This is a genomic window from Pseudoalteromonas sp. JC3 (assembly GCF_030291895.1).
Taxonomy (GTDB): Bacteria; Pseudomonadota; Gammaproteobacteria; order Enterobacterales; family Alteromonadaceae; genus Pseudoalteromonas.
Genome location: NZ_CP127855.1, coordinates 737,828 through 764,320 on the forward strand (window position 1 = coordinate 737,828; position 26,493 = coordinate 764,320).

The 26,493-nt window shown below is 44.1% G+C and carries 25 protein-coding genes; 13 read left to right on the plus strand and 12 right to left on the minus strand.

The features are described from left to right. Positions 1-29 precede the first annotated feature (29 nt). From QSH61_RS03170 to trhP, 7 genes are all read right to left on the minus strand, one after another. Positions 30-743, minus strand: coding sequence for a response regulator transcription factor (locus QSH61_RS03170; RefSeq protein ID WP_102056135.1), 714 nt, complete (start codon positions 741-743; stop codon positions 30-32). Positions 744-869: 126 nt separating this feature from the next. Beyond that, positions 870-2,030, minus strand: coding sequence for a M23 family metallopeptidase (locus tag QSH61_RS03175; RefSeq protein ID WP_206471415.1), 1,161 nt, complete (start codon positions 2,028-2,030; stop codon positions 870-872). Positions 2,031-2,377: 347 nt separating this feature from the next. After that, a complete protein-coding gene (locus tag QSH61_RS03180; protein WP_010605675.1) occupies positions 2,378-3,316 on the minus strand; it encodes a GGDEF domain-containing protein in 939 nt (312 codons plus the stop codon). A gap of 2 nt (positions 3,317-3,318) precedes the next feature. Then, positions 3,319-3,723, minus strand: coding sequence for a response regulator (locus QSH61_RS03185; protein WP_010605674.1), 405 nt, complete (start codon positions 3,721-3,723; stop codon positions 3,319-3,321). A 2-nt stretch (positions 3,724-3,725) separates the two neighbouring features. After that, positions 3,726-6,413: a PAS domain-containing sensor histidine kinase gene (locus QSH61_RS03190; protein ID WP_206471414.1), complete on the minus strand. Its 2,688-nt coding sequence runs from the start codon at positions 6,411-6,413 to the stop codon at positions 3,726-3,728. Between the two features lie 233 nt (positions 6,414-6,646). Next, a complete protein-coding gene (locus tag QSH61_RS03195) occupies positions 6,647-6,892 on the minus strand; it encodes a YfhL family 4Fe-4S dicluster ferredoxin (protein WP_010377334.1) in 246 nt (81 codons plus the stop codon). A 2-nt stretch (positions 6,893-6,894) separates the two neighbouring features. Next, positions 6,895-8,253 carry a prephenate-dependent tRNA uridine(34) hydroxylase TrhP gene (trhP, locus tag QSH61_RS03200; RefSeq protein WP_206471413.1) on the minus strand — a complete coding sequence of 453 codons (1,359 nt, stop codon included), beginning with the start codon at positions 8,251-8,253 and terminating at the stop codon, positions 6,895-6,897. Between the two features lie 308 nt (positions 8,254-8,561). Between trhP and ndk the strand changes: the two genes are divergently transcribed. The 10 genes from ndk (at position 8,562) to QSH61_RS03250 (ending at position 19,357) form a co-directional block, all read left to right on the plus strand. Further along, positions 8,562-8,993: a nucleoside-diphosphate kinase gene (gene ndk, locus QSH61_RS03205; protein ID WP_010377338.1), complete on the plus strand. Its 432-nt coding sequence runs from the start codon at positions 8,562-8,564 to the stop codon at positions 8,991-8,993. A gap of 195 nt (positions 8,994-9,188) precedes the next feature. Next, positions 9,189-10,325, plus strand: a complete 1,137-nt coding sequence (gene rlmN, locus QSH61_RS03210; RefSeq protein ID WP_102056140.1) for a dual-specificity RNA methyltransferase RlmN — start codon at positions 9,189-9,191, stop codon at positions 10,323-10,325. 144 nt (positions 10,326-10,469) lie between these two features. Continuing rightward, a complete protein-coding gene (gene pilW / locus QSH61_RS03215) occupies positions 10,470-11,963 on the plus strand; it encodes a type IV pilus biogenesis/stability protein PilW (RefSeq protein WP_010605670.1) in 1,494 nt (497 codons plus the stop codon). An 8-nt stretch (positions 11,964-11,971) separates the two neighbouring features. Continuing rightward, positions 11,972-12,823 carry a RodZ domain-containing protein gene (locus tag QSH61_RS03220; protein ID WP_235366962.1) on the plus strand — a complete coding sequence of 284 codons (852 nt, stop codon included), beginning with the start codon at positions 11,972-11,974 and terminating at the stop codon, positions 12,821-12,823. 5 nt (positions 12,824-12,828) lie between these two features. Then, positions 12,829-13,947 (plus strand): flavodoxin-dependent (E)-4-hydroxy-3-methylbut-2-enyl-diphosphate synthase, encoded by a 1,119-nt coding sequence (gene ispG / locus QSH61_RS03225; RefSeq protein ID WP_102056143.1) that lies wholly within the window; start codon positions 12,829-12,831, stop codon positions 13,945-13,947. 178 nt (positions 13,948-14,125) lie between these two features. After that, positions 14,126-15,403 carry a histidine--tRNA ligase gene (gene hisS / locus QSH61_RS03230; RefSeq protein WP_010605667.1) on the plus strand — a complete coding sequence of 426 codons (1,278 nt, stop codon included), beginning with the start codon at positions 14,126-14,128 and terminating at the stop codon, positions 15,401-15,403. 9 nt (positions 15,404-15,412) lie between these two features. Beyond that, positions 15,413-16,030, plus strand: coding sequence for a YfgM family protein (locus QSH61_RS03235; RefSeq protein WP_010605666.1), 618 nt, complete (start codon positions 15,413-15,415; stop codon positions 16,028-16,030). A 9-nt stretch (positions 16,031-16,039) separates the two neighbouring features. Next, complete coding sequence (bamB, locus tag QSH61_RS03240) at positions 16,040-17,221, plus strand: outer membrane protein assembly factor BamB (protein ID WP_010605665.1); 1,182 nt, start codon at positions 16,040-16,042, stop codon at positions 17,219-17,221. A 74-nt stretch (positions 17,222-17,295) separates the two neighbouring features. Continuing rightward, positions 17,296-18,765 carry a ribosome biogenesis GTPase Der gene (der, locus tag QSH61_RS03245; protein ID WP_010605664.1) on the plus strand — a complete coding sequence of 490 codons (1,470 nt, stop codon included), beginning with the start codon at positions 17,296-17,298 and terminating at the stop codon, positions 18,763-18,765. Between the two features lie 205 nt (positions 18,766-18,970). Beyond that, the gene (locus QSH61_RS03250) at positions 18,971-19,357 is read left to right on the plus strand and encodes a VOC family protein (RefSeq protein WP_174170348.1); all 387 of its coding nucleotides are present in this window, start codon (positions 18,971-18,973) and stop codon (positions 19,355-19,357) included. A gap of 43 nt (positions 19,358-19,400) precedes the next feature. On the opposite strand, the gene QSH61_RS03255 is transcribed toward QSH61_RS03250, so the two are convergent. The 4 genes from QSH61_RS03255 to QSH61_RS03270 all read right to left on the minus strand — a co-directional run bounded on the left by QSH61_RS03255 (position 19,401) and on the right by QSH61_RS03270 (position 21,345). Continuing rightward, the gene (locus QSH61_RS03255; protein ID WP_010605663.1) at positions 19,401-19,757 is read right to left on the minus strand and encodes a DUF2750 domain-containing protein; all 357 of its coding nucleotides are present in this window, start codon (positions 19,755-19,757) and stop codon (positions 19,401-19,403) included. An 11-nt stretch (positions 19,758-19,768) separates the two neighbouring features. Then, a complete protein-coding gene (locus QSH61_RS03260) occupies positions 19,769-20,347 on the minus strand; it encodes a glutathione S-transferase family protein (RefSeq protein ID WP_019647242.1) in 579 nt (192 codons plus the stop codon). Positions 20,348-20,447: 100 nt separating this feature from the next. Beyond that, positions 20,448-20,729 carry a peptidylprolyl isomerase gene (locus tag QSH61_RS03265; protein WP_010377362.1) on the minus strand — a complete coding sequence of 94 codons (282 nt, stop codon included), beginning with the start codon at positions 20,727-20,729 and terminating at the stop codon, positions 20,448-20,450. 64 nt (positions 20,730-20,793) lie between these two features. Then, a complete protein-coding gene (locus QSH61_RS03270) occupies positions 20,794-21,345 on the minus strand; it encodes a glutathione peroxidase (protein WP_026000907.1) in 552 nt (183 codons plus the stop codon). Between the two features lie 67 nt (positions 21,346-21,412). Between QSH61_RS03270 and QSH61_RS03275 the strand changes: the two genes are divergently transcribed. From QSH61_RS03275 to QSH61_RS03285, 3 genes are all read left to right on the plus strand, one after another. Further along, positions 21,413-21,901: a GNAT family N-acetyltransferase gene (locus tag QSH61_RS03275; protein ID WP_206471411.1), complete on the plus strand. Its 489-nt coding sequence runs from the start codon at positions 21,413-21,415 to the stop codon at positions 21,899-21,901. Positions 21,902-22,050: 149 nt separating this feature from the next. Further along, positions 22,051-24,018 carry a sensor histidine kinase gene (locus tag QSH61_RS03280; RefSeq protein WP_206471410.1) on the plus strand — a complete coding sequence of 656 codons (1,968 nt, stop codon included), beginning with the start codon at positions 22,051-22,053 and terminating at the stop codon, positions 24,016-24,018. A gap of 156 nt (positions 24,019-24,174) precedes the next feature. Then, positions 24,175-25,308 (plus strand): response regulator, encoded by a 1,134-nt coding sequence (locus QSH61_RS03285; RefSeq protein ID WP_206471409.1) that lies wholly within the window; start codon positions 24,175-24,177, stop codon positions 25,306-25,308. A gap of 49 nt (positions 25,309-25,357) precedes the next feature. Here the strand turns inward: QSH61_RS03285 and queG are convergent, their stop codons facing one another. Next, positions 25,358-26,491, minus strand: a complete 1,134-nt coding sequence (gene queG / locus QSH61_RS03290) for a tRNA epoxyqueuosine(34) reductase QueG (protein ID WP_010377373.1) — start codon at positions 26,489-26,491, stop codon at positions 25,358-25,360. Between the last annotated feature and the right edge of the window lie 2 nt (positions 26,492-26,493).

The window sequence follows — 26,493 nt, forward strand, 5'->3', positions numbered from 1 at the left end:
CGGTTTTATTGTGTGTCTTTACACAGCTCTTAATTCAAACTCACTATTGGTATATGGCGCAGCGCCCAATTAGCAAGTTCAACTCGGTTGCGTGAATTGGTTTTTTTAAATGCGCTGTAGATATGCGTTTTAACTGTGTGACTACTGATGTTTAGTCTATCAGCGATATCTTCGTTTTTAGCACCAGCAGCAATAAGCTTGATCACAGATTTTTCTCTGCCGGTAAGCATATTTAATTCTTCATTACTTAAGATGATGTCGCTGTTAGGCAATGCTTGTGGCATGGCGGCAATCAGTTCGCTAAACGCCTCTGAAATAGCACTACGACAAAACCAAAGCTCGCCTTTGAGCACACTGCTTAATCCTTGAAATAACGTCTCTGGCGGAGCGTTGCGATAGAGTATGCCTTTCACATTGCCAAGTAGCGCCGTTTTTTCATTAACGTTGTCTTCATTGGCATTAAATAGCAGTACCTTGTGCTTAGCCGCCAATAGCTTTACTTCAGCACTGATAAGTTCATTACAATCTCGGTGTTCTGTATCTACCAAAAATAACGCGATTTGTTCGCGTTGCGCAGACTCTGGTAGTCGAGTGTCGACTTTTACCGTATGTCCCAGTGTCTCAAGCACTTTGATAAGCACGGTATAATTTGTGGAACTGGTATTAGCTCGAGCATGAGTCAGAATAAAAAACGCTCGATCTTGCCATGCTAGCGAGTTATTGGAATATTCCTTTGCAAACATAGAAGTATTAAATCCTTTTTTATTCCTGATTAAATTTAATATACATTTGTTTTACAAAAATTTTAAGTTTTTTATTAGGCTCAAACTAAAAAGTTGAGCCTAATACCATGGTTGTGCAAGTTCACGTTACTTATATAACGCACGCCATGCACAAGTACGATACCCATTCTTCTCAAAAAAGAAGCGATTACAGTTATCGTCATAGTTGGAGTTACCCACATCTATACGATAGCCACTGATGTACCAATTATGCAGCGAAATATGCCCACCGTTGTACAGTAGCGAAAAGTGAACGTGAGGACCGGTTGATTGACCGCCTTGGCACAATGCTGTTGCTTTATCGTCCGCGTAACGGCCAAGCCAAGCGCCTGCAGAAATGACATCACCAGTGTTATACTGCAAACTTTCCATATGGTAATATTGAGTTGAATAACCGCTTGAGTGAGTCACGCGAATATTACAAGCTGAGTAGCGAGTCACTGTGCCGCCGTGCGCTGCTTGAACCCAAGGTGTATTACTTCCCCAGCCACCTGAGCCGTTATTAAAATCAAGCGACGAGTAAGGGTAACCAGAGCCTGTATTTGAGTGTGCACCACCGCTATACCAAGCGTAACCCGACGGCCATGGAAAGCTCATGCTAAAGCTAGCAGCCGATACTGCCTGTGTTGAAGCCCGCTCACTAAAAGCGATGTTGCTGTCCGCTTTTAGTGCTAATGACTCGCCGTTAAATAATGTTTGATAGGTGTCTAATAGCTTGTTTGCAGATGTATGGGTTAGATCTGCAAGTGCAACGGTTGCTTCGTTTACCGCAGGTAACTTTTTGGCTTTGCCTTCATCGCGAAGTTTTTGAAATGCGTAGTACCTCGCACTCAGATTAAGCGCTACATCTTTTACTTGCGCATCAAACCCCTGTTCATGAGAGAGTTTACCAAACGGTGCAGAGAGGGATTGTTTATCTGGGTTGCTTATCACACCTGATTCAAGTTCCATTAGTGCCAGCAACAATTTAGGGTTAATACTGGCATATCCAGCATAGTGTAAGAGCACTTCGAGCTTGTCACTTAAATGTGGTGCTGTGCTGTCAAGCACTTGCTGCCAATCTACTTGTTGTAAAGCATTGCTGAAAAGAAACAGTTCAGGGTTTACTGCCATTACACTAGAAATAGGTAAGGCACTGATGTGTTCCGCAGTAAATTCAGGTATAGCTACTGAGTCATGCTGACCAGCAGCTGTTGCCTGATGTGAGAGGAGCGCGATTAAACACGCTGATAGATAGTGGCGTTTCATGTTGTATCCTTTCTGTTTGTTTTTTGTTCAATTAAGTTATACCTAAATGTGATTATTTTGTAAAATAAAAGTTTACAGTATGGTTTCTTTGATATGGATCATATGTTCCTGATCCGATAGATTGGGTTTTAGGGTAAAAGCGACTATAGAAAATAAATTAATGTGATGTGGAGGTTGCTATGAGAAGGCAAATTACTCTGTCTCAGCTTGAAGAGTTGCTAGAGGAAAGGCAAGGGGGAGAGCGCCGAAAACAGCGAAGTAATGTTTTGCCTCTCGTCGAAAGGCGCAACCATGTTAGGCGAAAGTCTGATAGGCAATACTTGCACAATAGAGTTGAATAGCTCTCTCTATTCCTGTTTTGTCGTGAGCCCTGCATCCGAGTATAACGCGTAAGGTAGTTTATTAGTTTTTGCGTGATACATAGCTTTGTCGGCCTTAGCAACTAACTCTTCAGCCGATGTTGCGTCAGTGGGATAAATCACAGCACCGATACTCAAGTCTAGCTTTACTTCGCGGATGTTGGCGCTTTCATCTTGGAGACAGTAATTATCACTTAGCAAGTCATACTTATGCTGAGCCAGTTTTCGTAACTGGTTTTTTTCGGTCAGGTGAGGGGCGATAACCACGAATTCATCACCACCGTAGCGCGCTACAAAGTCCGAAGCACGTTTATACATTTTAAGTTTTGCCGACAGTATTTTGAGCAATTGGTCGCCTGCTTGATGACCAAGTTGATCATTGACTGGTTTAAAGTTGTCGAGATCAATAAACAACACACCAAATCCATGACCATATCGCTCTGATTCACTAATCGCTCTTTCTAGTTCGCTATCAAATGCGCCGCGGTTATGTAACATAGTGAGTCTATCCATAACCACCAGGTTCTCTAGATTCCGCTGCATTTCGTAGCGTTCTTTTGAGAAGGTAATTGTACGTGCCAGTAGTGGGCCGCTCACTTCATGTTTTGGGATATAATCTTGCGCACCAAGTTGAATTGCTTTTTCGCCAAACAGCGTTTCAGATACCCCAGTTAACACGATTATAGGGGCGCTGACGGGTAACTGCTTTACTTTAATCAACGTGGTAAGACCTTGACTCTCATCGATATTCAAATCGATTAGGATGGCTTCAGGCTTGACTGTATTTAAGGCGGTTTCAAGTTGTTCTAAATTTTTAAAATGTTTAACGTTAAACTTTTGTCTACCGTCAGTACTTGCAAGTGTGCGCTTTACTAAGTAAGCATCTTCATCGTTGTCTTCAAGAAGATAAATCAGCCATGTATTCATAGTTACCCTTGCACGACACAGTTATTGTCAAACCAATACTGCTTGATTAATTTGATCAACGACTCTAAATCACTTAAGCGTCCAGGCTTGGTAATATATGACTTAGCACCCAATTGATATGCTTTACGAATGTCACTGTGGTGAGTGGAGGTGGTATAGCATACCGTTATTAATTTATCGGCAACTTGTTCATTTTTTAAAGCTTCCATGACTTCAAAGCCACTCATTTTTGGCATGTTTAAATCCAGCAAGATAACTTGGTCGTAAGTTGCGATAGAATCGAGGTAATGTAGCAGCTCATGACCGTCAGAAAAAATTTTAAGCTCTGGCGCATTGGTAATACTGCTGTATGCTCTTTTAAAAAAGTAAACATCATCTGGATCATCTTCAACTAATAACAGTTCCATTATTACTCCTTAACTTCTTTTGGCAGTATGATTTCAAACAAAGCGCCATCATCACTTTGCAGGCATTTTATTGTGCCGCCATGTAGTTTTACGATTTGTCGGCACAGCGCAAGGCCAATACCACTGCCATACTCTTGTGTGGTGCCAAAACGCCTGAACGGTTCAAAGATTTGCTGGCGTCGAGATTTTGGGATTCCAAGCCCATTGTCTTTGTAATGGATCACCGTTTCATGGCCGGTTTGGCTGGTGTAAATTTGGATCACGGGCGCAAGCTCTTGTGACTTAAACTTAATGCTGTTACTGATTAAGTTTTGCAACACTTGAAGAAAAAGCGAGGGATCAAGTTCGATGGGTAAATCACCATTCTCGAGTTTAATTTCTGCGCCGCTTTCCTCGATACTAAAGCTCATCACTTCACAGATATCTTCTAGCAATAAAGTTAGATTAGTTGTTTGTAGCTTCAACTCGTGGGAATGCAAGCGTGATAACTTGAGTAGGTCTTGGATCATTATCCGCATTCGTTGACTGGCATCTACCAAGCGCTCTATTTCAAACTTTGCATCGTCGTAGTCTTTCAACTCTGGCGTAATTCTTTGCGCCAAACTGTCCGAAAAAGCGGTGATCTTTCTGAGTGGCTCTTGCAAGTCATGAGACGCAATGTAGGCAAAGTGCTCAAGGTGGGCGTTAGATTCTTGCAGCTGTAATAGTAATTCGGTGTGCTCGGTCATATCGACAAAAGTACCCAGCATCAACTCTGGCTCGCCATTGTGATCTCGAGTGATCACGGTATCGACAGAATAACACCAAACCCAATGCCCTTCTTTGTGTCTAAAGCGATATTTTATCGGGATAAGTTCACCGTCTTGGCTGGCTCTCACTTCATCAATATGCTCGTAAACGAGTGCGCGTTCACTTTCATGAAAACATAGTTCTAAATTTGAACTTTCTAACTCTTGAATTGTATAACCAAGGAGTTGGGTATAACGCTTGTTTATGCGCGTGTTTTTGTGGAGTTTTAAGTCGTAGAGATAAAGGCCACACACCGCTGAGTCAATCATTCGCTGTAAAAAGCGTTGGTTGTCTTCAAGCTCTTTTTCTGCGAATTTTCGCGCAGTAATATCGACGGCGATACCAACGATCCGCTCAACTTGGTTTTTACTGTCTTTAAGTGGATAAAGAGTCGTCTGATACCAATACTCTTTGTTTTTAAACGGTATCATTTCGGTGTAATCTACGGGTTTTGCGACCTCAACACAAAGTTGGTAGTTTTTTTCGATTCTATCTACTAGCTCCGTTTCTAACACTGCCCCTCTTAGTTCGCTGAGGGTTTTACCCAATATTTCATCAAGTTTGACGCCAGTGCGTTGGCAAGCAAACTTATTGTACTCGAGCACTCGAAATGTTTGCTTTTCTTCTACCTTTAATAGCCAAATAGCCTGACTTGCGCCTTCGTAGATGGCATTGAGAATTTTGTTTTTTTCCGCAACTTGCAGCTCAAGGGATTTTTTCTGATGGATATTTCTAAGTGCTCCAGACATCACCAATGCTTTACCGTGGTCGTCAAATTGGCTATTGCCTACGGCGGAAAACCACGCGTATTCTCCTTTGTTGTCTCGCCCTAAGTACTCGACAAAATATTGGTCTTTGGTGGCAAAGTGATGGTCTATGGCATCTTGCACTTTGTCTTGGTGGTCTGGGTGGATATGTGCAAACCAGTCGTCATAGGTGACTTTTTCGTCGTCGCGCTTACCTATCATGGTTTTTAAACGAGATGAATAGCTGACGCTGTTGTCGACAACGTTCCACTCCCAAATGCCATCTTCGGTTGCCCCGATTGCACGCTTCATTTGTTCGGTGGATTCCGCGAGTGCTTGCTCTGTGCGTTTAAGTGACGATAGGTTATTAAACACCGCTAAAATGAGATTGGCACCGTCATGGGGCTCTTGTACTAAGCGCATCTCCATTGGTATTTGATTGCCAAACTTGTCTTTCACATGGCACAGTGCTTCTTTACTGTAATCGTTTTGGTTGAGTAGAGATTGGCTAATGGATTCTAAGCTGTCGAACGGATCATCCAAACTGACGATATCGTGTAGTCTCAGCCCAATTAATGCATCTGGCGTGTCGTACCCAAGCTCGCGATAAAAATAAGGATTGCACTTACTCACGGTGAGTAGCTGGTCAAGTAGCAAGGTACTAGTGGGTAAGGCATCGAGCATAAACTCGGTAACTCTGTGTTGGTCGAGTTGCGAATGAAGCGCTTGCTTTTCATCGGTAATACGTTTGAGCCTTGCGGTCACGCCATGGAATTGATTGGGAGTTGGGATTGCGACGGCGCTTGGGATAAGTCTAAAAAGATAAACCGCCGTTACCATTGAGATAAACGCTGTGACTGCTTTTGAAATGCCATGAATACCATAAGCGCCATGCCAAACGGTATAAACGCCAATTAAGTGCGTGAGTCCACATAAGGTGATGAAGCTACAGAACAACACAAAGACCCAATTTCTGCCAACGTCAGGGCGTTGTTTTGCATAAATCATAATCGCCATAGGAATAGAAAAGTAGGCGGCGGCTATCAATATATCGGAGATGACATTGGTCCATAGCAGGTGAGGTTGCCACAAATAGCAATGACCATGCGGCATGTACGCGCTATTAAAAAATGACTCAAACGAGTTCAAATCCATGTTATTTCCTTACCTCAACGTAAAGTCGATTCATATAAAAACATCCGCCGTTAAGACGCTAAAAGCGCACTCAAGCTGCGATAGTAAAATACGCTTTAAAAGTCCTAATGCTCTGCTTTAACTGTAGTATATCTATTTGAAATTTCGACAAGAGGTGTAAGAAATCTTTATCGTGAGGTAGGGAAGAGGGGGAGTTGAGAGATTAACAAGGTGAAGCGCGTGGCTTCACCTTGTTATTCAGTGAGTCGAAGGTACTTTTCGGCTAACTGATCAAGGCTTTCTTTGTGGTTTGGATCTGGTTTGATGCAATCAATGGGACAGACACTCACACAAGTTGGTGTGTCGTAATGGCCGACGCATTCAGTGCATTTGTCAGGGTCAATTTGATAAATTTTATCGCCCATGTAAATGGCCTGATTAGGACATTCAGGGTCGCACATATCACAGTTGATACATTTATCATTAATAAGTAGTGCCATCGTTATGCCTTTCTAAAAGGATTACGAGTGTCCTCACTTTGGCCTAAATTGCGCATTAAAATGGCGTGATTTAAGTTTATGTCTTCTGGCAGTGGAATTTTGACGATATGACCAGAGCCCTTGGCGTCATCTATCGCTTCGCCTTTTTTATTTTCCATGTGCTCAAGATTAAAGTGAATATTGCCTTTAGGCGTCATCAATTCCAAGCTGTGACCAGTACAGAACTTGTTTTTAACCTCAATTTCAACGAGACCATTATTAGTGCGACCTAGCACTTCACCAACAAACTGCTGTTGGTCAGACACCGAATGACCGTAGTCGTAATTTTGATAGTCTTGATGTACATGACGTTTCAAGAAACCCTCGGTATATCCTCGGTGGGCTAGGTTTTCTAGGGTTTTCATTAAGCTTGGGTCAAATGGTTTACCTGCAACAGCATCATCAATGGCTTTACGATAGACTTGTGCGGTGCGGGCAACGTAATAGAATGACTTGGTTCGGCCTTCGATCTTAAGGCTGTGCACGCCCATGCGAGTCAGTTGATCAACATACTGGACTGCACGTAAATCTTTGGAATTCATGATGTAAGTACCATGCTCATCCTCAAATGCTGGCATGTATTCACCTGGGCGACCTTGCTCTTCGAGCATAAACACTTCGTCGCTTGGTTGACCTTCCCCTAAGGTTGGAATAATCGCTTTTGGATCGACTTTATGAACAACATCGCCGGTTTCGTTTTCTTGACCAGGTTTGACATCGTAGCTCCAGCGGCAGGCATTGGTACAAGTACCTTGGTTTGGATCGCGCTTGTTGATATAACCCGACAATAAACAGCGACCAGAATAAGCCATGCATAAGGCACCGTGAACGAACACTTCAAGTTCAGTGTCTGGGCACAATGTACGAATTTCTTCTATTTCTTGTAGCGACAACTCGCGAGAAAGAATAACGCGCTCAACCCCTTGTTTGGCCCAAAATTGCACGGCCGCATAGTTAACAGCATTCGCTTGTACGGATAAGTGAATTGGCATGTCTGGCCACTTATCGCGCACCAGCATAATTAGCCCGGGATCGGACATGATAAGCGCGTCTGGCTTCATCGCGATAACGGGCTCAATATCACGTAAGTAAGTTTTCACTTTGCCGTTGTGCGGCGCAATATTTGATACGACATAGAGCTTTTTGTTTTGCTGGTGGGCTTCGTTAATACCGATTTCGAGGTTGTTTAGGTCAAATTCGTTATTGCGTACACGTAGACTGTATCTTGGTTGTCCGGCGTACACAGCGTCGGCACCGTACGCAAAAGCGTAACGCATATTCTTTAAACTGCCGGCAGGAGAGAGAAGTTCTGGTACAAACATGGTTTACCTCTGATTACGGGTCAGCTGTTGAGTGATTTCGTGTGCTGATTCTAAAAAGCGGCGCAGTATAGAAGAAAGCTAAGTAAGTAATTTTGATGTAGATCAGGTTTTTTGACATTGTGCAAGGAAGGGCAAGAGACCTTACTGTTAAGGCTTCTACTAGCAACTCTGCGCATTTAATCGACAAATAATTCGCCAAATTTTCGTTTCTTCGCAAAGAAAGCGGCGTGAGATAGTAGGTTTTTTCTACCAAAACACGTATAATTCGCGCCCGTTAATATTCACAATAATATTTTGGAGCAAAAAAGATGGCTTTAGAGCGCACTTTTTCAATCATCAAGCCTGATGCTGTAGCTAAAAACCACATCGGTGCTATCTACAACCGTTTTGAGTCTGCTGGTCTTAAAATCGTTGCATCAAAAATGGTTCACCTTTCTCAAGAGAAAGCTGAAGGTTTCTACGCAGAGCACAAAGAGCGTCCTTTCTTTGGTGCACTAGTTTCTTTCATGACTTCTGGTCCAGTAATGGTTCAGGTGCTTGAAGGTGAAGATGCAGTTCGTAAAAACCGCGAAATCATGGGTGCTACTAACCCTGCTGAAGCGCTAGCTGGTACGCTACGTGCTGATTACGCAGACAGCATCGACGAGAACGCAGTACACGGTTCTGACGCGCCAGAGTCTGCTGCTCGCGAAATCGCTTACTTCTTCGCTGAAGAAGAGATCTGCCCACGTACTCGTTAATTCGGGACTTGGTGCCAAAGAAGGGCTTTCGAGCCCTTTTTTTGTCCCGTAGCTAAGCTGAGGGATAAGCGTGCTTTGTAAAGTAATCACACTACTTCACAAAACACGTTACATTATTTGTGATGCTTGCTGCTTTTTTGTACAATGCGTTGTTGGCAATTTAGCTGTTCTTACCGTCTTTAACCGAGGTTGTTCATGACCACTATTGAGAAAAAAATTAACTTACTTGATTTAAATCGCGAGGGGATGCGCGAGTTGTTTGCATCATATGGCGAAAAGCCGTTTCGCGCGGATCAGGTGATGAAATGGATTTATCATTTTGGCATCGACAACTTTGATGATATGAGCAATCTGAACAAAAAGTTGCGTGCGCGTTTGCAAGCTGAGTGTGAGATTAAGGCGCCTGAAATTTCAGTAAAGCAAGAGGCTTCTGACGGTACCATTAAATATGCTCTATTACTCGAGGGTGGCCAAGAAGTTGAAACCGTGTGGATCCCTGAAAAAGACCGAGCGACACTGTGTGTGTCTTCTCAAGTTGGCTGTGCGCTAGAGTGTACTTTTTGCTCAACAGCGCAGCAGGGCTTTAACCGTAACTTAAAAGTGTCTGAGATCATTGGTCAGGTTTGGCGCGTGGCAACCGACATTGGTCTGCATAAAGGCGATAGCACTAAACGTCCAATTACTAACATCGTTATGATGGGTATGGGTGAGCCTCTGTTAAACCTAAATAACGTTGTACCGGCGATGGAACTGATGATGGACGATTGGGCATTTGGTTTATCCAAGCGTCGCGTTACGCTAAGTACATCGGGTGTGGTACCTGCGCTTGATATCTTGAAAGAAAAGATTGATGTGGCACTGGCGATTTCGCTACATGCGCCAAACAATCCACTACGTGATGTACTTGTACCAATCAACAAAAAGTATCCGATTGAAGAGTTCCTAGCAGCATGTCGTCGCTATATTGATGGCTCTAAAGCAAATAAAGATGTCACCATTGAGTACGTGATGCTACAAGACGTGAATGACAGTACAGATCATGCCCATGAGTTGGTTCAAGTTCTCAAAGGCACACCGTCAAAAATTAACTTGATCCCATTTAACCCGTTCCCAGGGAATGAATACGGTCGCTCTAGCAACAGCCGTATCGATAGATTTTCTAAGGTGTTACAAGCTGCAGGACTTACCTGTATCGTTCGTCGTACTCGTGGCGATGACATTGACGCTGCATGTGGACAGCTAGTAGGTGATGTCGTAGATAGAACCAAACGTTTAGCCAAGAAAAAGCAGCGTGACGACAATGCTATTACTGTCAATGTAAGCGCACAATAATATTAAAAATGAGCTGGGTTTACTCAGCTCATTTCATCTTAACCTCAGATAAGTTCTGACTATCTGGTAAAAAAGAGATGAATCTCTTAGCCTTTTGGGTAATATAGGGCACACATAGAACCCAGTGGCATTCAAAGGTGAGTGATGCAATCGCGAAATTATCGCAAAACAGGATTGGCTGCATCCATTCTCGCAGGCGCGAGTTTAGTTCTGTCAGGTTGTGTGACGGAGAGTAGTTATCGCTCCGATGGGCGTCCTGTGGCCGAACAACAAGTCAATAACACCAATGCCGCAAGAACTCGCATTGCGCTTGCACTTCAATATCTCAATTCTGGTAACACCACCTCAGCCAAATTTAACTTAGAGCGTGCATTACAGTTAGCGCCAAAGCTGGCCGAAGCTCATTATACATTAGCGTATTATTACGAACAGGTGGGCGAGCAACAACGTGCTGATAATGCCTATCAGGCGGCTTTGGATATTGAGCCAGATAATCCCGACACACTAAACAACTATGGCACTTTTCTTTGTCGCGTTGGACAGTATGACAAAGCGAGCAAATACTTTTTCAAAGCGATAGAGGTGCCAAGTTATTTGCGGGTATCTGCAAGCTATGAAAACTTAGCCCTGTGTGCGTTGAAGCAAAACGAGTATTCCCTTGCCGAGGAATATCTGTTAAATGCGATTAAGCATAACGCTCAGCAAATGTCGTCGCAACTTGCACTCGCGGGCCTGTACTATGCTCGCAGTGATTTCTTAAGAGCAGAAGATGTGCTTGATAACGTTGCCAAGCGTGGATTTATTTCACCAAGAAGCTTAATGCTTGGGCACCTAGTGCATATGCAAATGGGCCACTTACAAAAAGCGCAAGACATCGCCACGACCTTGGTGCAAAGCTACCCTAAATCTGCACAAGCAGGCCTTATCTTAACGAATAATATCGCTGCAAGTGAATTTGAACGGTTGCGCAATCGCTATCGAGAAGCGCAGTTAAATCAGCTTGCCGAGGCGTCGCCTAATCATATAGTTGCGAATCCAAAAATTAAAATTAAACGTAAGAAAACGCAACCGAATTCAACCCAATCATTCACCGTTGATTCACCCATTGAGGCCAATAATTCTGCACCTTCGGCAAAACCTGAAGTGGCAAAAAGCACATCTTTAGTGAACGTTAGCTCGGACTCTGAAGCTCGGGTTGAGTTTTATCAACCGGACCCATCGGAAGTCACATTTAGTCCTCGCTCACGTGAGCCTCAAGTGTTAGCGACTACATCATCAAGCAGTTCAAGTGTACCGTTATTAAATCGTGACGTTGCGCCTCCTCAGGTACCTTTTCATACTGTTATTGCAGGTGAAAACCTGTTTAGTATTTCAGTCAAATACGACATTAAAATGGTTGAATTGATGGAATATAATCAAGTGCGGGAATCTGCAAGATTGTACGCAGGTCAAAAGGTGTATCTTAACAATCCCAATGTCGTGCATGAAATTGCGGCGGGAGATACTTTGCTCAGTATTGCCGATCGATATGGTGTGTTGATCGATGAAATTATGCGATGGAATAAACTCACTCCTGATGTGGCGCTGCAAGCAGGCCACGGATTATTAATTGTAGACCCAACAAATTACGTTTTATGAACCAAACAATGAAAGAGCAGGAAGCACCTGAACAAGAGCAGCCTTCACTCGGGCAAACTTTAGCAACGGCGAGACAAAATGCCGGGATCAGCTTTGCTGAAATTGAATCGCGCTTAAAGATGACCCATGCCCAACTTACCAAGCTCGAGCAGGATGACTATCAAGACCTAGGGCCTGAAACCTTTGTGCGTGGCTATATTAAAAATTACGCTGCGCTACTGGGGTTGAATCCGACGGAAGTACTGGCTAGATATCAATCTCCGGAGCTGCCGCCACAGAAAAAGCGGATGCAAAGCTTTTCTCGCCGTACTCATAAAGAAGCCCACGATAACCGCCTAATGATGGTGAGCTACATTGTGCTGGCTATCGTACTGGGGTCGTCGGCATTTTGGTTTTGGCAGACCAATAGCTCAGAGCAAGAAGTGGTGCCTGAAACGTCGGTTACTCAGCTTGAAACGCCAGTTGAAAATGTCACAACACCAGCGATGGATGAGCTAGAATTGCCTACTGAGCAAAACAATGACACAACCCCGCAAAGCGAGCCGCAGATGAGTGAAACGGAGGTTTCAGTACCTGTTGAAGCGAAACCGCAAACGGTAAAACGAAACTCGGCATTGAGCACGGTAGTCATGCATTTCAACGAAGAAAGCTGGGTTGAAATGTTTGATGCGACACAAGAACGTGTCGCGTTCGGTGTTAAAAAAGCGGGATATACTATGACAGTTGAAGGTAAGGCCCCTTTTTCTGTTATACTCGGCAAGCATCAGGCCGTAGAGGTCACGCTTGACGGTAAACCAGTGTCTTTGCCTGCGTTTACTAAAAACCGTCTAGCTAAATTCAATTTACCGTTAACAGAGTAGTCAGCATGTTTTCAGAACCACCTATAAAGCGTAGAAAATCAACAAGGATCTATGTCGGTAATGTGCCTATTGGTGATGGCGCACCGATAGCAGTACAGTCTATGACGAACACCAATACTCTAGATGTTGATGCGACGGTGGCACAAATTAAAGCTATCCAAGACGCCGGAGCGGATATTGTCCGTGTTTCTGTGCCGACAATGGATGCAGCTGAAGCATTCAAAAGCATTAAAGAGCAAGTAGATATTCCACTCGTCACGGATATTCACTTCGATTATCGTATTGCATTACAAGTGGCTAAGTACGGTGCCGATTGTTTGCGGATTAACCCTGGGAATATTGGCAGTGAAGACCGTATTCGTGCAGTGATTGACGCGGCGGGTGAGCACAATATCCCAATTCGTATTGGTGTGAATGGCGGCTCACTAGAGCGCGATTTGCAAGAAAAGTATGGTGAACCAACACCTGAAGCTTTGCTTGAGTCTGCGATGCGACATGTCGAAATTCTTCAGCGTCATAACTTTGATCAGTTTAAAGTCTCGGTAAAAGCTTCCGACGTGTTCTTAGCCGTTGGCGCTTATCGTTTATTGGCAAAAGAAATCGACCAACCTCTGCATCTTGGGATCACCGAAGCGGGTGGTTTTAGAGCCGGTTCGGTTAAATCGGCAGTTGGTCTAGGGATGTTACTTGCTGAAGGGATTGGTGATACATTACGTGTTTCACTTGCGGCTGATCCGGTGCAAGAAATCAAAGTGGGTTTTGATATTCTAAAGTCACTGCGAATTCGCTCGCGCGGCATTAATTTTATTGCTTGCCCCAGTTGTTCACGCCAAGAGTTTGATGTAGTGAATACGATGAATCAGCTGGAAGAGCGATTAGAAGATATCGTCACGCCAATTTCGGTGTCTGTGATTGGCTGCGTGGTCAATGGTCCTGGTGAAGCACTCGTCAGTGACTTAGGTCTTGCTGGCGCAAATCGCCGTTCAGGTCTTTATATCAATGGCGAGCGCCAAAAAACACGGATTGATAACGATGATATCGTTGCTCAATTAGAATCTCAGATCCGAGAATATGTAGATAAAAAAGAAAGCGAAGAAAAAATCGATGTAAAAATCATCGACTGATACCGGCGTAATCGTTAAGATAAGCGAATTTTCGCGCTTTCTCACGGCGTGCTAAACTGCACGACGATAAATGGCATTAAAGAAATAAAACCAATGCGATGAGACTGTTTGAGCGTATTTAGTTAAAGGCTCAAGCAGTAGTAAATCGATTGGTGACAAATTTAAGTTAGGGTTTTCAGTGACTAAACAACTTCAGGCAATCCGTGGAATGAATGATTGTCTGCCAGGTGACACGCAGGTCTGGCAGAAAGTAGAATCGGTGTTAAGAGACACAGTAGCGGCATTTGGCTATCAAGAGATCCGTTTTCCAATCGTTGAGTCGACCGATCTATTTAAGCGCTCTATCGGTGAAGTGACCGATATCGTCGAAAAAGAGATGTATACCTTTGATGACCGTAATGGCGATAGCTTAACGCTACGTCCGGAAGGCACAGCAGTGTGCGTCCGTGCGGGTAATCAAAATGGTTTGCTATACAACCAAGAACAGCGCCTTTGGTACATGGGACCTATGTTCCGCCATGAAAGACCGCAAAAAGGCCGTTACCGTCAATTCCATCAATTTGGTGTTGAAACCTTCGGTATGGCAACACCAGATATTGATGCCGAAGTGATCTTATTGACGGCGCGTCTATGGCAGCAATTTGGTATTCAAGACCATGTTAAGCTTGAGCTCAATTCTTTGGGGTCAAATGAAGCGCGAGCTGAGTATCGTGATGCTCTGATTGCATATCTGGAGCAACACAAAGAAGCGCTTGATGAAGACAGTCTGCGCCGTATGTATAGCAATCCACTGCGCGTGTTAGATAGCAAAAACCCAGAGGTGCAAGCTGTACTGGTTGATGCACCTAAGCTTTCTGAACACTTAGATGAAGAATCACGCGAACATTTTGCTAATTTGTGTGAACGTTTAGACGCAGCTGGCGTCGAATACCAAGTTAATGAAAAACTGGTACGTGGCTTAGATTACTACAACCGCACTGTATTTGAGTGGGTGACAACAAGCTTAGGTTCTCAAGGCACTGTATGTGCTGGCGGCCGCTACGATGGCTTGGTTGAGCAGCTTGGCGGCAAAGCAACGCCAGCCGTTGGTTTTGCTATGGGTATCGAACGTTTAGTGTTGATGCTACAAACGCTGGAATGTGTGGGTGATATTCGTCGGAATGCTGATGTATACGTCGTTGCGATGGGTGACAAAGCGGCGATTCAAGCTCCTGTGGTTGCACAGCAATTACGAGATGATATTGCTGGCCTTCGCGTGATGGTTCATTGTGGCGGTGGCAACTTCAAGAAACAATTTAAGCGTGCAGATAAAAGCGATGCTGTTATTGCGCTAGTGCTAGGCGAAGATGAACTCGCTGAAGGCAAAGTGACAGTGAAGTATCTGCGTGAAGAGAAAGAACAAATCACCTTACCACTTGCAGAAGTAAAAACGCTGTTAGCAGAGCTGGTAGGCTAAGAGGTTAGAATGGAAATTTATTCAACAGAAGAACAACAAGCAGAAGCAATAAAACGATTTTTCCGTGAAAATGGTACAACGATTGTGGTTGGTGCTGTGCTTGGTTTAGGTGGTCTGTATGGCTGGAAAGCGTATAACCAAAGCCAGATCGATAGCGCAGAAGCAGCATCAGAAGCATACACTCAGGTTGTTGAAAGTGATGATGTACTAGCTAAAAGCGACGCTTTTGTTGCTGCAAATGCTGATTCTAACTACGCCGTGTTAGCGGCTTTCGTTGCTGCTAAAGAGGCAATCGACAAAGACGATCTTAAGCTAGCTGCAGAGAAGCTAACTTGGGCGGCTGATAATGTTGCTAACGCTGAGCTAAAAGCAACGGCTTTATTAAGACTTGCACGTGTACAAGCGTCTCAGTCTCAATACGAACAAGCACTGGCAACACTCGCTAAGCCTATGCCTGAAGCGTTTAAGGCTCAGCTTGCTGAGATCCAAGGTGATATTTACCTTGCTCAAGGCGATAAAGATAAAGCTCGAAGTGCTTATCAATCGGCACTAGAAGCAGCGGAAGGCAATAGCAACCCTATGCTGCAAATTAAACTGGATGATCTTGCACAAAAGACAACGGTTTAAGGAGTTGCCATGAAGAAGTTAACGATGGCCTCATTGGCTTTATGTGTTGCAGCACTCACCGCTGGTTGTTCTTCTAGTGATGATGAAGAAGAGTTAAAGCTCCCTGAGATCAACAATCAATTCGACGCCTCTGTGGTTTGGCAAGAAGGGATTGGTGACGGGGTTGAGCACTACTTTTCGCGTTTATCTCCAACAAGCTACCAAAGCACTGTTTTTGCAGCTGCCCGTGAAGGTATAGTGACAGCATTTGATGCACAAACAGGTAAAGAAAAGTGGCAAGTTGATGTTCGTGAGAATACCAACTTTTGGCCATGGGAAGACAGCGACAGTGCGAAGCTGTCAGGTGGGATCACACAAGCTTATGGTAAACTCTATGTTGGCTCTGAACACGGGCAGGTTTTTGCGCTTGACCGTGAAACCGGCGAAATAGTTTGGCGTAAGTCGGTACCAGGTGAAGCGCTGTCAGCGCCAGCTGCAGGCGATGGTCTTCTTTACGTTAACTTAGGTTCAGGCAAGCTGGTTGCGCTACACCCAGATACAGGTGAAGAGCGTTGGCACTATGAGCAAGAAGTCCCTGCGCTGACATTACGTGGTTTAAGCTCACCAACCAGCGCGAATGGTGGCGTATTGGTTGGCGAAGAAAGTGGTAAGTTAACAGCACTTATCGCTGAAAACGGTTTTACCGCATGGAGCTCGGATGTTGCAATTGCAAAAGGGGCTTCTGAGTTTGAACGTTTGGTGGATGTTGATACTAAACCTGTTGTAAGCGGCGCATATGTGTATTCTATCGCCTATAATGGTAAACTAGTCGCCATTGATGTGCGCAGCGGCAATGTAGTGTGGGATCGTGAGTACAGTAGTTACCGAGACCTTACACTCGATCTTGACGTAATTTATTTGGTTGATAGCGATGGCGTACTGTACGCACTAGACAAAAACTCAGGTATTGAACGTTGGACACAACCAGCTCTACGCGGTTGGTATTTAACCGCTCCAACGGTTGCTGGCAACTATGTAGTGGTTGGCGATCAGGAAGGTAACTTACATTGGCTAGATAAGAGCTCTGGTGAGTTGGTATCGCGTACCGAGTTTGATAGTTCAGGTTTTTTCGTCGAACCGATTGTGGTCGATGGCAAAGTATTTGTTTACACGCGTGATGGTGAACTTAGCGCAGTTCAAATTCCGCAGTAACTTTCTGAATTTTTAGATTTTTTATGGGGCTTCGCTTTTGCGAAGCCTTTTGTTGTTTATAAAAGAGGTAGTCTATGCTTCCTGTGATCGCTCTGGTTGGGCGACCTAATGTGGGTAAATCCACACTGTTTAATCGTTTAACACGTACTCGTGACGCGTTAGTTGCTGACTTTCCGGGTCTGACTCGCGACCGTAAATACGGCCAAGCAAACTATGAAGGCTACGAGTTTATTGTGGTGGACACGGGTGGTATCGATGGCTCTGAAGAAGGCATTGAAACTGAAATGGCTGAGCAGTCGCTGCTTGCAATTGAAGAAGCGGATATTGTGCTATTTTTGGTGGATGCGCGCGCAGGTATGACGGTTGCTGATCAAGCTATCGCGCAGCACCTTCGTAAACAACAGAAGAATTGCTTTGTTGTCGCCAATAAAACGGATGGCATTGATGCTGACTCCAACTGTGCTGAGTTTTACCAGCTGGCGCTCGGTGATGTTCAACAGATCGCCGCTGCGCATGGTCGTGGTGTTACTCAATTATTAGAGTTGACGCTACAACCGATTATCGCTGAACTTACGGCTCAAGATGAAGAGCTTGAGCATGATGATGAAGATATCGCCGAGCTTTACCTTGAAGGTGAAGAAGCCGAAGACGGCAAAACGGGTTTTGAAGACAAGCCTGTTAAACTCGCGATTATCGGTCGTCCAAATGTAGGTAAGTCAACACTAACTAACCGTATTTTAGGTGAAGACCGTGTTATCGTTTACGATATGCCGGGTACAACACGCGATTCAATTTACATTCCAATGACGCGCAATGATAAAGAATATGTGTTAATCGACACCGCCGGTGTACGTAAGCGTAAGAAAGTCAGCGATGTCGTAGAGAAATTCTCGGTTATCAAAACCCTGCAAGCGATTGAAGATGCCAACGTGGTATTGCTCGTTGTAGACGCGCGCGAGGGGATCTCAGATCAAGACTTGAGTCTACTTGGTTTTGCACTAAATGCGGGTCGCTCGTTGGTTATTGCGGTAAACAAATGGGATGGTCTTGATGACTATGTCAAAGAGCGTATCAAAACTGAGCTAGACAGACGCTTGGGCTTTGTTGATTTTGCTCGTTTGCACTTTATTAGCGCATTACATGGTACAGGTGTTGGTCACTTGTTTGAGTCGATTGACGAAGCTTATGAATCAGCGACTAAGCGAGTAAGTACGGCAATGTTACGTCGTATTATGGATATGGCTCAGGCGGATCACCAGCCACCACTGGTTCGTGGACGCCGTGTGAAGCTTAAGTACGCACACGCAGGTGGTTATAACCCGCCGCGTATTGTTATCCACGGCAATATGGTGCATGAACTGCCAGATAGCTATAAGCGCTATTTGATGAACTACTATCGTAAAGCGCTTAACGTAATGGGTACGCCGATTAAGATTGAATTCCGCGAAGGTGATAACCCTTACGCTGGTCGTTCAAACAAAATGACGCTCTCACAAAAGCGTAAGCTTCGCGCATTCGCAAAAGAAAACCGCAATAAGTCGTAAGGCTTTTTGCGAGAATTTTAGCTCGACACTATCTGGTGGGTGTGTCGAGCTGAACATAAGTTCCATATCTATCCAATCAACTCCTTTTCCACATTCGACTATATTTAACTTTAACCCTGAACTCTCTCGCTTTGTTTTACCTTGCCCAACATTTGTGCTTAAGTTATATATAGTTACATTAGGTTTTATTGATAGTGAGGCTTCGGTGTTTGCTAAAACGGTGATTTATGTAGAAAGTGTTGAGGAAGTGCTGGATTTTTACTATCAAGCATTTGGCTTGAGCACTTTTGATATGACCGATGAAGGGGATTATGGTGAGTTAGACACAGGAGAAGTGAAACTCGCCTTTGCCAGTCACCCATTAGCCCAATCACAGTTTAGGCAAGACTATATTCGTTGCCATCCTAAACAGCCTGCACTTGGGTTTGAAATTACCATCAGCTGTGAAAATGTCCCTGAATGCTATGATAAGGCGGTAGCCGCTGGGGCTGAGCCATTAAGCTCACCAAACCAAAAGGGCAGAGTAACACAAGCTTATGTAAGAGCCATTGAAGGGACTTTAATTGCTTTGGTGTCAAGGCCGGGTGAATAGCGGCACTCACGAAGGATAAGCGCCACTTTGATGCGGTGTGCTTTTATTCGATATCGACAAGTAGTCTAGCAAGACCAACGGGCTCGATTTCAACACAAACGTTGTCATCATTCCAGTTTAGACCAACGAGTGCATCATCTTCTTTTAGGTCGAGTACCCATTCGTCAAGAAAACTTTCAACATCAATACTCATCGGTGAAAACTCACTCCACTCGTCGCGACATTGCGCTTGCGCTTTTTCTTCACTATCCCACAGCAATAACACATCTGTCTCGTCAAACTGGTTAGAGTCAACCACAACCATGCCACCGTCATCAGAGCTAAGTGCCCAAACGCTTTCAGTATTTTTTACTTGCTCAATAAACTCACTGACTTCTGAGCCAATTTCTTCTTCATTCATCATAGGTGTTCTCAATTTCGTGGATCAGTTTGCTGGGCGATTGCTTGGCTTTGCCAACGGCCATGAAATGCCATTAGGTTGGTGTAATCGCTCAGGTCGACGAGCTCTCTAAATAGAACCCAATCAATAAGGCAGTATAAACTGATTTGGAGATAATCACAGTGTAAAAACTCTTCTGTCACACACTCTTCATTGAGATAGTGCAGGGTATGACCAATTCGTTCCCGCTGTAGATTAAAAAATAGTTTATCTTGTTCAATATCAAAACCTGAGCGCTTGCTAAGTAACAGTTCTACCAAAGAATCATTACAGGCATTGATAAGGATCAGCCAATTTTCTTGATCCCAACTGGGAAATGGAAGTTGATGTTTTTCACGGAGATAGCGAACAATCAGATTGGAATCACAAATAAGTTGTGCATCGTCAATTAAAAATGGGATCTTACGGGCAGGATTATGGCGAATAAGTTCGTCATGGCCTGCTTCGGAAAATATATCTATATGCTGGTAGCTCATTGGGAGCTGTTTAGCCGCGGCCCACATTCTAATTCGACGGGCGTATGGACTGGTGTTCGAACCGATAAGTTTCATGCCATCATTCCTTCAACTAAATATCTTTTCGCTCATTCAGTAAATGTAGCGAGTTGGTATTAAGGGATGATGGCGAAGTGATTAACTTTTCGCAAGCGAATTAATCGCTACGACTGGTTACCTCAAGCAAGTGAAAACCAAACTGCGTTTGCACTGGCCCTTGTACTTGATTGATTGGGGCTGAAAAAACCACTTTATCGAATTCAGGCACCATCATGCCTGGTCCGAACTCACCTAGCGCACCACCATCTTGGCCCGACGGGCAATTGGAGTACTGCTTTGCGATTTCTGCGAAATCTTCCCCTGCTGCAATGCGTTCTTTGAGCTCCATGCATTGCGCTTCACTATCTACTAGGATGTGTCTTGCACTAGCGATTGCCATAATTTCTCCGATGATTATTTATTATTCATACTTTATTCTAATCTAGGTACGTTAAAAAATCAGCTTATCTAGGCAAGAGTTTTTCAATTTCGCTAGTGAGTTCGTCAGACATAGGTTTAGTGCGGCTGTTAAAGCGCTTGATTGTTTTCCGATCAGCTGACACTAAGTATTTGTAAAAATTCCAATTTGGAGAGCTTGTTACTTCATTCAAATGTTGGAAAATGGGGTTGGCATCCGAGCCTCGAACTTCCGATGTCGCAAACATATTGAAGGTTACACCGTAGTTGATAAAGCATACTTTTGCAGTTTCCTTTTCGTCGTCTTCTTCTTGGAAAAAGTCATCAGAGGGAAAACCAAGTACAACAAGGCCTTTATCTTGATATTTTTGATGTAGTTGCTCAAGCCCTTCAAACTGACCTGTAAATCCACAGTTACTGGCTGTATTTACGATGAGAAGCGGTTTGTCTTTAAATTCACATAGATTAAGTGAGTCATCAGAACGCAGTTTTCGCAGCTCAACATTGGTAAAATCATCACAGCTGGATGTCTTTGCATACGCGTTACTCGAGATTAGGAAACCGAGCGCTAAGCTCAGAATCGAAAGACTTTTTATCATCAGTGCTTTCCTTTTATTTATGTTATCTCTTATGATACGAAAATATTCGTTACCTTGATCAGCTTTCATGAATATTAGACTCGCTAAACCGCATGACCTTTGCGCCATAGTTGCCATTTACAACGAAACGATACCGAGCCGCCAAGTCACAGCGGATACGGAGCCCGTAAGCGTAGCACAAAAGCAAAGTTGGTTCGCCGCACATACGCAAAATCGCCCAATTTATGTGGTAGAGCTGGCGGAAAAGGTGATAGCCTGGATAAGCTTTAGCAGTTTTTATGGACGTCCTGCCTACGATGGTACGGCTGAGGTGAGTATTTATCTTGCAAAAGCCGCACAAGGCCAAGGATTAGGCAGCAAACTTATGGACTTTGCAGAGCAGCAAGCGCCAAGCTTGTTTATTACAACGTTACTTGGCTTTATTTTTTCTCATAATCTCCCCAGTATCCGCTTGTTTGAAAAACACGGTTATAAAAAGTGGGGAGAATTACCCAACGTCGCGGTCATGGATGGTAATCACTATAGCTTGACGATTTTGGGCAAATCTCTCGCATAGCTTTATACGCCGTTGCTCTTTGCTGTTTGAATTTTTTCGCTGCGTGAATTAGACCGCGGCGTCAAACATATCAAAATAGTGCTATTTTTTAGCGTCTTGTGATTCTTCTACTAAACTGGATCTCAGAATTATCGGTAAAGGATCTGGTTATGACGAATCGAGTGCTGATTATTGACAGCAGCAGTGTGCAAGCGATGCGAGTAAAGGTATTATTTGAGTTACTCGGTGGCGAGGTAGAGCATGTGCATTACCGGAGTCTGGAAGCAAATCTCGATTTTGATAAATTCGATGTTGTTGTTATTGCTCATGGGGTGCCCGCCAGTAAGCTCCAAGCGTTATATCAACTGAGGAATCATGATAAGTTAGTATTGCTGGCACCTAAACCCGATAATGCCGAGCACTTAAAATCTTTCAGTGAAATCAACCGCGCCTTGCCAAATGGCATTGTTATCTACCCCTTCTTTGCCAATAAAGATATTACTGGCTTACTTGAACGCCTACTGGAAATTGGTTCTACTAATACCTTAGTGCTGCCCAAAGTGTTGCTGGTTGACCATCATACGCCTCGCCTAGAGACCTTAGCTAACGGCCTACGCGGAGCACAGCTTGCGGTGACGACCGCGACGACGCTTGATGAAGCGATGCAAGTTGCCGAGCGACATCCTGTTGACCTCCTTATTTGTGACTTTAATCTAGAAAAAGACACTGGCTTAGATGTGTTTAATAAAGTTCGTCAAGTGCACCACAATTGCCGCTGCTTATTGATGACTTCTCGGGTTAATCAAGTGGATATGTTAGAAGCCGTGCGTCAAGGGGTTGAAGACATTCTGATTAAACCGTTTGATGAGAGCGATTTATTACAAAGCCTACATAAATTATGGCAAACAGAGCTCTTAAGACGCCATAACCAAGAGTTAGTTGAGCGCCTACAGGATACAGTCGATGCCTTGATTGAACGCGACAGTCTGCTGCGCGTGATTTATAAACATACCCCGGATCCGATTATGCTGTTCAACCGCCAGGGCCATATTATTGAAGCAAATGACGCGTGTTGCGAATTGTTTGAGCTGACGGAAGAAGAATTACAGCCACTCTCTATTTTTGAGCTATTTGATGAAATATCCGTGTCGCAATTACGTGATTTGATGAAGCATGTTGGTATGTTAAAGCATTTTAACTGTGAGCTGAGTCTGCCAAAAGCGGGTGAGCGCAGCATTCCTTTGATGGGAACGTTTAACGAAATCGATCATCACGGTGATATGGCATTTGCGGTCATTTTTAAAAATGTCTCAAAGCTTAAAGAGCAACAAGAAGTGCTAGAAGAAACCAAAGAGTTGCTAGAGTTTGAAGTGCAAGCTCGAACGGCACAGTTACAAAAAGCCAAAGAAGCGGCAGAAGCGGCCAACCTATCCAAATCTGAATTTCTAGCCAATATGTCTCATGAGCTTCGCACACCAATGCATTCTATATTAAGTTTTGCTCGTTTCGGTTTAGATAAGCTAACGGCTCCTGAAGTGCCGGCGGACAAGCTCAAAAAGTATTTATCTCGTATCGAAACCAGTGGTGAGCGTCTACTGGTACTACTTAACAATCTGCTTGATTTATCAAAGTTAGACGCAGGTCGCTTTCCATTTAATCCAAGCTTTCACAACCTCGTTAATGTGATCCAAAGCGGTATTGAAGATGTATCAGGCACTGCGCTTGAGAAAAAGATAAAAATCCGCTTTGAAAAGCCCGATCAAGGCGTGATGACCTTTTGCGATCCGGAGCAAATGAATCAAGTGATCAGAAACTTATTGGGCAATGCGCTCAAGTTTAGCCCTGAAGGGAGTGAGGTGAGTGTACTGTTAAGCTGTAAAGATCAAGATATTCATATCAAGATTGCCGATCAAGGGGTTGGTATTCCGGATGACGAATTGGAACAGATTTTTGCCAAGTTTGTGCAAAGCAGTAAAACAGACAGTGGTGCCGGCGGCACGGGTTTAGGTCTTGCTATTTGTAAGGAATTTATTTTACTGCATAAAGGGCAGATTTACGCCGAGAATAATCCTGAGGGTGGTGCATGTATCAATGTGAGTCTGCCGTTAACAGAGCATCTTGAGAGTAATGCGGTGTAATGGTTGTAATTGGAAAGGCGTTGAGTAAGCGTCTATAAATAATAATAGAGCTTGTACTAATACAATCTGATTGGGAGCTATTGAGGCACTGGCCTTGAATTACCTTATTTTCCCGTAGTGCCTTTCTCATTGTGAACCGACGAAGGATATTCATTTATGGCTTTACGCAGAATCTTAGCAGTTGACGACGAACCATTTAATCTAGAAATCATTGAAGAGATTTTAGAAGACTTAGACTTTGAGTTAAAAACCGTTGGAAGCGGTCATGAATGTCTAGCAGTAGTCGAAGACTTTGATCCTCAAGTAATTTTACTTGATGTGAGCATGCCAAAAATGAGCGGTTATGAGGTATGTAAGGCGATTAAAGCCAATCCAAACACACAGCATATTATCGTTATGTTTGTGTCGGCAAGGGGCTCTGTTGAAGAGCGCATGGAAGGCTACTCAGTGGGGGCTGAAGATTATATTGTTAAGCCGTTTGGCCAAGGTGAGCTAAAAGCCAAGCTCACGCACTTGAACCAAATGCTATTAGAAAAAGATATTCTGGCTCAGCAAATTGAAGATGCAACCTCCACAGCATTTAGCGCCATGGCTAATAGCAGTGAAATGGGGCAAATCGTTACCTACATCGAGCAAATAGGTGAAATAGAAACAGTCCCGCGACTGGCGGAAGCTTTATGTCAATGTTTAAAGGGACTGGGACTTAATTGTAATGTCGAGGTTCGGCTTGAGGGACAAAAGCATCACTTTGCCACTACGGGAATTTGCTCACCTATCGTCATTGAATTATTTGAGATCTTACACACCAAAGGGCGATTACATGAATTTACTAACCGCATATTGGTTAACTATCCATTTTTGAGTATTTTGATCCTCAATATGCCGGGAGACGATCCAGATAAACACGGTAGATTGCGGGATCATATCTGTTTTATTGCCAGTGTAACGGAGCAACAGTTAATTGCCATTTCCACTAAACGCAAGCTGGTACAGCAACACGAGGACCTGGAAGAAGCGATAAAAATGGTGCAAGGTAAGTTTAACAGCATGGTGTCGCTGCTTGATAAAAATCGTCAAGAAAACGAAAAAGTGTTCCGCTCATTACAAGAGTTATTTGAAGAGCGCATTCCGACAATGGGCCTAGACGAAGATCAGGAGATGTTTATCTATCAAAACGTCGATAAAGCGATTCAAAGCTCAGTCGCACGGGAAGAAAGTGTGCGAGAAGTGAAAACCGCTTTCCATGATATTGAAGAAGACTTAAAACTACTCTCGCGACGCTCAGAATAAACCCTGCTTCCAATACTGCCGTAGGTCGCGCTTTAGCGCGACAAACCTGCTAAGCGTCTCGTGGCAAGCCCTTTTCAATAATGCGGATCAGCCTTGCTTTTTTGCGTTCATGTTGGTCTGACTTTTGTCTTTGTTGCTCCAGCGCCCAGTCGATATGCTCAATAACAAGGGGAGTTGCACTTTGACGCTTATCTTCCAGTGCTATAACGATTGCTTCATCGTATTGTGCATTGCCAAGGCCAACGGCTAAGTTTCGTAGCCAACGTTCATGTCCAATCCGGCGAATGGGGCTGCCTTCGGTGTTTTTCAAAAATGTTGCTTCATCCCAAGCAAATAAGCTCAACAATTGCTGATCTTTCAGTTGAGTTCGCGGCAAAAAGTCGGCTTCTTCCGTTATTTGACCATAGCGATTCCATGGACAAACTAACTGGCAATCATCACAACCGTATATCCGATTGCCCATTTTTGCTCTAAATTCCTCTGGAATAGCGCCTTGAAGCTCTATAGTGAGATAAGAAATACAGCGTCTCGCATCAACGACATAAGGTTCAACGATAGCGCCGGTAGGGCATAAAGTTAGGCAGGCGGTACAACGGCCGCAACCTTCTTCTTGGTTTGGTTTATCAATAGGAAGAGGAATATCAACAAACAGCTCACCCAAGAAAAACCAAGAGCCCGCCTGCTTATTAATCACTAAACTGTTCTTTCCACGCCAGCCAAGGCCTGCTTTTTCTGCAATTTGTCTCTCTAGTACTGGGGCTGAGTCGACAAAAGGGCGAAACCCTAACGTACCGACTTCTTGCTCAATCTTTTGTCCGAGCTGCTTTAGCTTGTTGCGCATTACCTTATGATAGTCTCGACCTAATGCATAACGAGAGATATAGGCGGTGGTTTTATTACCAAGTGCTCTGGCAAAGCTGGCATCGGGTGGCAGGTAATTCATTTTCACCGAAATAATACGTTGAGTGCCAGGAACCAGTTCTGCGGGGCGGGCACGCTTCATTCCATGCGCCGCCATATACGCCATTTCACCATGATAGCCTGCGTCTAACCAGCGCTGAAGTTGCGCTTCATGCTCGCGTAAATCAATGTCGGTTATACCGACTTCTGCAAAGCCAAGTTCTTGGCCCCATTGCTTAATTTGTGCTGCAAGTTCACTATAATTGATATTATCGGTCGTCACGG

What these genes read in the sequence shown, in the direction of transcription:
- QSH61_RS03170 (WP_102056135.1), bottom strand. Translation starts at nt 743, where the DNA reads ATGTTTGCAAAGGAATATTCCAATAACTCGCTAGCATGGCAAGATCGA.
- QSH61_RS03175 (WP_206471415.1), bottom strand. Translation starts at nt 2,030, where the DNA reads ATGAAACGCCACTATCTATCAGCGTGTTTAATCGCGCTCCTCTCACAT.
- QSH61_RS03180 (WP_010605675.1), bottom strand. Translation starts at nt 3,316, where the DNA reads ATGAATACATGGCTGATTTATCTTCTTGAAGACAACGATGAAGATGCT.
- QSH61_RS03185 (WP_010605674.1), bottom strand. Translation starts at nt 3,723, where the DNA reads ATGGAACTGTTATTAGTTGAAGATGATCCAGATGATGTTTACTTTTTT.
- QSH61_RS03190 (WP_206471414.1), bottom strand. Translation starts at nt 6,413, where the DNA reads ATGGATTTGAACTCGTTTGAGTCATTTTTTAATAGCGCGTACATGCCG.
- QSH61_RS03195 (WP_010377334.1), bottom strand. Translation starts at nt 6,892, where the DNA reads ATGGCACTACTTATTAATGATAAATGTATCAACTGTGATATGTGCGAC.
- trhP (WP_206471413.1), bottom strand. Translation starts at nt 8,253, where the DNA reads ATGTTTGTACCAGAACTTCTCTCTCCTGCCGGCAGTTTAAAGAATATG.
- ndk (WP_010377338.1), top strand. Translation starts at nt 8,562, where the DNA reads ATGGCTTTAGAGCGCACTTTTTCAATCATCAAGCCTGATGCTGTAGCT.
- rlmN (WP_102056140.1), top strand. Translation starts at nt 9,189, where the DNA reads ATGACCACTATTGAGAAAAAAATTAACTTACTTGATTTAAATCGCGAG.
- pilW (WP_010605670.1), top strand. Translation starts at nt 10,470, where the DNA reads ATGCAATCGCGAAATTATCGCAAAACAGGATTGGCTGCATCCATTCTC.
- QSH61_RS03220 (WP_235366962.1), top strand. Translation starts at nt 11,972, where the DNA reads ATGAAAGAGCAGGAAGCACCTGAACAAGAGCAGCCTTCACTCGGGCAA.
- ispG (WP_102056143.1), top strand. Translation starts at nt 12,829, where the DNA reads ATGTTTTCAGAACCACCTATAAAGCGTAGAAAATCAACAAGGATCTAT.
- QSH61_RS03235 (WP_010605666.1), top strand. Translation starts at nt 15,413, where the DNA reads ATGGAAATTTATTCAACAGAAGAACAACAAGCAGAAGCAATAAAACGA.
- bamB (WP_010605665.1), top strand. Translation starts at nt 16,040, where the DNA reads ATGAAGAAGTTAACGATGGCCTCATTGGCTTTATGTGTTGCAGCACTC.
- der (WP_010605664.1), top strand. Translation starts at nt 17,296, where the DNA reads ATGCTTCCTGTGATCGCTCTGGTTGGGCGACCTAATGTGGGTAAATCC.
- QSH61_RS03255 (WP_010605663.1), bottom strand. Translation starts at nt 19,757, where the DNA reads ATGAATGAAGAAGAAATTGGCTCAGAAGTCAGTGAGTTTATTGAGCAA.
- QSH61_RS03260 (WP_019647242.1), bottom strand. Translation starts at nt 20,347, where the DNA reads ATGAAACTTATCGGTTCGAACACCAGTCCATACGCCCGTCGAATTAGA.
- QSH61_RS03265 (WP_010377362.1), bottom strand. Translation starts at nt 20,729, where the DNA reads ATGGCAATCGCTAGTGCAAGACACATCCTAGTAGATAGTGAAGCGCAA.
- QSH61_RS03270 (WP_026000907.1), bottom strand. Translation starts at nt 21,345, where the DNA reads ATGATAAAAAGTCTTTCGATTCTGAGCTTAGCGCTCGGTTTCCTAATC.
- QSH61_RS03275 (WP_206471411.1), top strand. Translation starts at nt 21,413, where the DNA reads ATGAATATTAGACTCGCTAAACCGCATGACCTTTGCGCCATAGTTGCC.
- QSH61_RS03280 (WP_206471410.1), top strand. Translation starts at nt 22,051, where the DNA reads ATGACGAATCGAGTGCTGATTATTGACAGCAGCAGTGTGCAAGCGATG.
- QSH61_RS03285 (WP_206471409.1), top strand. Translation starts at nt 24,175, where the DNA reads ATGGCTTTACGCAGAATCTTAGCAGTTGACGACGAACCATTTAATCTA.